Raw genomic sequence first — 5397 nt, 5'->3', positions numbered from 1 at the left:
CTGTTTTTTGCGTCCGTATACATAAAGGTCTTGTGAAACTATGCAGATTCATGTATAATCGAAAGATAAGACCAGAAAATGAAATCGAAGAAACGGTTCAGATTATAAATGGAGGTAATCCGATGACCAGAAGGGAAGCTCGGGAACATTGCTTTAAGATGCTGTTCTGCCAGGATTTTTATCCGGCAGAGGAAAAGGAGGAACAGCTGGAGCGGTATTTTGACGCTCCGGTGGAGGACGTTACAGGAAAGGACGGAGCGGACGAGGTGCTCCACCAGGTGGACCTGGAGGGAGCGGATAAAACGGCCCTGGAGGCCCGGGTGGAGGCTATCATGAAAAAGATCCCGGAGCTGGATGAGAAGATCAACGGGGTGGCCGAGGGCTGGAAGACCAGACGCATGGGCCGGGTTGAGCTTACGATCCTCCGGCTGGCTCTTTTTGAGATGAAGGAGGATCAGGAGATCCCGGAGAAGGTGGCCATCAACGAGGCTGTGGAGCTGGCCAAGAAATTCGGCGGAGACGGGGCCCCGGCCTTTGTCAACGGGATCCTGGCGAAGCTGGTGGAAGAAAGATCCGAATAAAATCAAGGCCGGAGAGCAGCTATGGCGGGAGTATATTCAGTCACGCAGGTGAATTCGTATATCAAAAATATGTTTGTCCAGGACTTCCTTCTTCGCCGGCTCTCGGTGAAGGGGGAAGTTTCCAACTGTAAATATCACAGTTCCGGCCACATTTACTTTACCTTAAAGGATTCGGGAGGGACCCTTTCAGCCGTCATGTTCGCAGGCCAGAGAAAGGGGCTGGGCTTTCGTCTGGCAGAGGGCCAGCAGGTGGTGATCAAGGGGACCGTTGACGTTTACGAGCGGGACGGAAGATACCAGCTTTACGCGTCGGAGATCGAGCTGGCAGGCCGGGGCGACCTGTACGTCCGGTTTGAAAAGCTTCTGCGGGAGCTGGAGGAGATGGGGATGTTTGCAGCCCAGTATAAGCGGCCGATCCCCAGATATGCCATGTCCGTAGGGATCGTGACAGCCCCCACCGGGGCGGCCATCCGGGACATCATCAATATCAGCAGGCGGAGGAATCCCTATGTGCAGCTGATCCTTTATCCGGCCCTGGTACAGGGACAGGGAGCCAGGGAGAGCATCGTAAATGGGATCCGTACCCTGGACGCCATGGGACTGGACGTTCTCATCGTAGGCCGGGGCGGCGGCTCCATCGAGGATCTGTGGGCCTTCAATGAGGAGGAGGTGGCCCGGGCCATTTTTGCCTGTGAAACGCCGGTGATCTCTGCAGTGGGCCACGAAACGGATGTGACCGTTGCCGACTATGTGGCGGACTTAAGAGCCCCTACGCCTTCGGCAGCGGCAGAGCTGGCTGTCTTTGATTACGCCAGGTTTGCGGCGGATCTGGAAGCCAGAAAGCGGAAGCTTTCCCGGGAGATGGGCTTTTTCCTGGATCAGGTAAAGGGAAGGTTGCGCCAGGATGAACTGAAGATCCGGCTCTACCATCCCCAGCATGTGATCCGGGAAAAAAGGCAGCGGCTGGCGGACCAGGAGGAACGGCTGGAGCGGATCATGGACGCCCGCACCGGGGAGAAACGGTCACGGCTCCAGAGCCGGGAAGAACGCCTCTCCCGCGCCATGGACCGGAGGATGGAAAACGACAAAAAAAGGCTGGCAGAGGCCAGCGGCAGGCTCTGGGGGCTTTCTCCTTTGAGAAAGCTGAGCCAGGGCTTTGGATATATCGAGGATCAGGAGGGAAAACGGCTGGGCTCTGTAAAGCAGGCGCCGCCGGGGAGCGGGATCACCGTACAGGTGGCAGATGGAACGCTTTCGGCCCTGGTAACGGAAAGGAATGAGGAGTCGGGATGGCAGAACTGGATAAAAACGGAGCAGACATGACCATAGAGGAAACGTTTGCGGCCCTGGACGATCTGATCGGCCGCCTGGAGGGCGGAAAGGGCTCCCTGGAGGATGCCTTTAAGAATTATGAGGAAGGCATGCGGCTGGTGAAGAGCTGCAATGAGAAAATAGAAAAGATCGAAAAGCAGATCATGGTCCTGGGCGGAGGACCGGCGGAGGAAGAGGACGATGGAACGCAGTTTTAAAGAATTACTGGAACAGAAAACGGCGGAAACAGAGGCGGCGGTGTATGCGTACCTGCCGGAGGAAAAGGGCTTCCAGAAGACGATCTTCGAGGCCATGAATTACAGTGTAAAGGCCGGAGGCAAGAGGCTCCGTCCCCTTCTCATGATGGAGACGTACCGGATGCTCGGCGGAAAGGGAAAGGAGATCCTGCCCTTTATGGCAGCCATCGAGATGATCCATACCTCATCTCTGATCCACGACGACCTGCCCTGTATGGATAACGATGAGCTGCGCCGGGGAAAGCCTACCACCTGGAAGGTGTACGGCTATGATATGGCGGTGCTTGCTGGAGACGCACTGATGATCTTTGCCTTTGAGACGGCGGCTAAGGCGCTGGCCCTGGGCGGAGATCCGGAGCGGGTGGCCAGGGCCATGGGGATCCTGGCAGAAAAGACCGGGATCTATGGAATGATCGGCGGTCAGACGGTGGATGTGGAGCTGACAGGAAAGCCGGTTCCGGAGGAGCAGCTCTCCTTTATCTACCGGTTAAAGACCGGGGCGCTCCTGGAGGCGTCCATGAGGATCGGGGCGGTGCTTGCCGGAGCCGGAAAAGAGGAAGAGGAAACGGTGGAACGGATCGCTGCCGACGTGGGAATGGCGTTCCAGATCCAGGACGATATCCTGGACCTGGTGAGCACCGCAGAGGTCCTGGGAAAACCGGTCTTAAGCGATGAAAAGAACGAAAAGACCACTTATGTGACGTTAAAGGGACTGGAAAAGGCAAAGGCAGAAGTAAAAACACTCTCAGACCGGGCAGCAGACGCTTTAAACAGCCTTCCGGGAGATAAGGAATTCCTGGGAACGCTCATTAAGACCCTGGTGGACCGGGAGAAATAGGACTTAAAGGAGTAGGAACGGAATGCTTCTGGAAAAGATAGAACAGTCTTCGGATATCAAGAAGCTGAAAGCGGAAGATTATCCGGTGCTGGCGCAGGAGATCCGGCAGTTTCTGCTGGAAAAGATCAGCCGTACAGGCGGCCATCTGGCCTCCAACCTGGGAGTCGTGGAGCTGACCATGGCCCTGCACCTGGCCTTTGATCTTCCGAAGGATAAGATCATATGGGACGTGGGCCACCAGGCCTATACCCATAAGATCCTCAGCGGGAGAAAGGACGGCTTCGACGATCTGCGCCAGTTCGGCGGCATGAGCGGCTTCCCAAAACGGAAGGAGAGCCCCTATGACGCCTTTGACACGGGCCACAGCTCCACCTCCATTTCCGCAGGCCTGGGAATTGCCCAGGCCAGAGAGATCCTGGGCGAGGACTATTCGGTCATCTCCATCATCGGAGACGGCGCTTTAACGGGCGGCATGGCCTATGAGGCATTGAACAATGCGGCCCAGCTGAAGAAAAATTTTATTATCGTTTTAAATGACAACGAGATGTCCATTTCAAAAAACGTGGGCGGCATGTCCCGGTACCTGAGCAATGTCCGTACCAGAGAGGGCTATGCGGATCTGAAGCTTAAGGTGGAACGCACCCTGCGGTCTGTGCCGGTGATCGGAAAGGCCATGGTCAACGGCCTTTTCCTGGCTAAAAACGGGATCAAGCAGTTTTTAGTGCCAGGGATGCTGTTCGAGGACATGGGGATCACCTACCTGGGGCCTGTGGACGGCCACAATGTGGAGGAAATGGTCCAGGTCTTAAAGGAGGCCAAGCGGGTCCGCCATGCAGTCCTGGTCCATGTGGTGACCACCAAGGGAAAGGGCTATGGCCCGGCGGAGCAGAACCCCTCCCGGTTCCATGGAGTGGACCCCTTTGATATTGAAACGGGGAAGCCGTTAAAAGAAAAGCAGTTCCCGGGTTATACGGATGTTTTTTCGGAAAAGCTCTGTGAGCTGGCAGAGAAGGATCCACGGATCGTGGCAGTCACGGCGGCCATGCCCGACGGCACGGGGCTTTCCAGGTTTGCAAAGCAGTTCCCGGACCGTTTTTTTGACGTGGGGATCGCTGAGGCCCATGCGGTCACCTCGGCGGCGGGAATGGCATCGGCGGGCTTAAAGCCTGTGGTCGCGGTGTACTCGTCGTTTTTACAGAGAGGCTATGACCAGATCCTCCACGATGTCTGTATCCAGGAGCTTCCGGTGCTCTTTGCCATCGACCGGGCCGGTCTTGTGGGCAGCGACGGGGAGACCCACCAGGGGATCTTTGATATCTCGTTTTTAAGCCTGGTTCCCGGAATGAGCATCATGGCGCCAAAAAATCTGTGGGAGCTGGAACGGATGCTGGAATTCGGCGTGGGCTTTGACGGTCCTCTGGCCGTCCGTTACCCGAGAGGACAGGCCTACCGGGGCCTTTCCGAATTTGATGCGCCGGTGGAATACGGAAAGGCGGAAATGCTTTTTGAGGAGAAGGACATCGCTCTTTTTGCCCTGGGAAGCATGGTCAGCACTGGAGAGCATGTGAGGGAAAAGCTGAAGGCCATAGGATATTCCTGTACCCTGGTCAACGCCCGGTTCGTAAAGCCTCTGGACACGGATATGATCGACCGGCTGTGCAGGAGCCATAAGCTGATCGTTACCCTGGAGGAAAATGTGCTGCGGGGCGGCATGGGCATGTGCGCCACCCGGTACATCCATGAACACCATCCGGAGATCCATGTGATCCAGGTGGCTCTTCCGGACGCCTATGTGGAGCATGGGAACGTGTCGCTCCTGCGGGAGATGCTGGGGATCGACAGCGATTCGGTGATCAAACGGATCTTTACGGAATATTTAGATCCATATGACAGTCATGGAAATATGAAAATACAGAACAGTTTCGATTGTCCAAATAGTACAGAGAAGGAGCGTCGGGATCCATGAAGGAACGGTTAGACGTGCTGTTAGTAAAAAAGAATCTGGCAGAGTCCAGGGAGAAGGCCAAGGCGGTGATCATGGCCGGGATCGTCTATGTGGATGACCAGAAGGAGGACAAGGCCGGCTCCATGTTTGAGGAGACGGCAAAGATCGAGGTCAGGGGGAGCACCTTAAAATATGTGAGCCGGGGCGGTTTAAAGCTGGAGAAGGCCATGACCCATTTCGGCGTGACCCTGGATCAGAAGATCTGCATGGACGTGGGAGCGTCCACCGGCGGGTTCACCGACTGCATGCTGCAGAACGGGGCTGTGAAGGTCTATTCTGTGGATGTGGGCCATGGACAGCTGGCCTGGAAGCTCAGGAACGACCCGCGGGTGGTCTGCATGGAAAAGACCAACATCCGGTATGTGACCCCGGAGGAGATCCCGGACAAGATCCAGTTCGTCTCCA

The 5397-nt window shown here is 56.1% G+C and carries 6 protein-coding genes; all 6 read left to right on the top strand.

Annotated features, from left to right (window positions below; all coding sequences use genetic code 11):
* Nucleotides 1-122 precede the first annotated feature (122 nt).
* Nucleotides 123-581, top strand: a complete 459-nt coding sequence (nusB, locus tag WIH05_RS06855) for a transcription antitermination factor NusB (protein ID WP_158358532.1) — start codon at nucleotides 123-125, stop codon at nucleotides 579-581.
* A 21-nt stretch (nucleotides 582-602) separates the two neighbouring features.
* Nucleotides 603-1904, top strand: a complete 1302-nt coding sequence (gene xseA, locus WIH05_RS06850; RefSeq protein ID WP_337425164.1) for an exodeoxyribonuclease VII large subunit — start codon at nucleotides 603-605, stop codon at nucleotides 1902-1904.
* Nucleotides 1871-2110 (top strand): exodeoxyribonuclease VII small subunit, encoded by a 240-nt coding sequence (xseB, locus tag WIH05_RS06845; RefSeq protein ID WP_022273680.1) that lies wholly within the window; start codon nucleotides 1871-1873, stop codon nucleotides 2108-2110. The genes xseA and xseB overlap by 34 nt, the downstream gene beginning before the upstream one ends.
* The gene (locus WIH05_RS06840; RefSeq protein WP_022273679.1) at nucleotides 2094-2987 is read left to right on the top strand and encodes a polyprenyl synthetase family protein; all 894 of its coding nucleotides are present in this window, start codon (nucleotides 2094-2096) and stop codon (nucleotides 2985-2987) included. The genes xseB and WIH05_RS06840 overlap by 17 nt, the downstream gene beginning before the upstream one ends.
* Nucleotides 2988-3009: 22 nt before the next feature.
* The gene (gene dxs, locus WIH05_RS06835; protein ID WP_337425163.1) at nucleotides 3010-4953 is read left to right on the top strand and encodes a 1-deoxy-D-xylulose-5-phosphate synthase; all 1944 of its coding nucleotides are present in this window, start codon (nucleotides 3010-3012) and stop codon (nucleotides 4951-4953) included.
* On the top strand, nucleotides 4950-5397 hold a 448-nt coding region (locus WIH05_RS06830; protein WP_337425162.1), incomplete at its 3' end, for a TlyA family RNA methyltransferase. The genes dxs and WIH05_RS06830, both read left to right, overlap by 4 nt.

Origin of the sequence: Alitiscatomonas sp. (assembly GCF_037242085.1) — a bacterium.
GTDB classification, from domain to species: Bacteria; Bacillota; Clostridia; order Lachnospirales; family Lachnospiraceae; genus Alitiscatomonas; species Alitiscatomonas aceti.
Note: the sequence above shows the minus strand (reverse complement) of the source record. Positions and strands in the feature narration are given on the sequence as shown.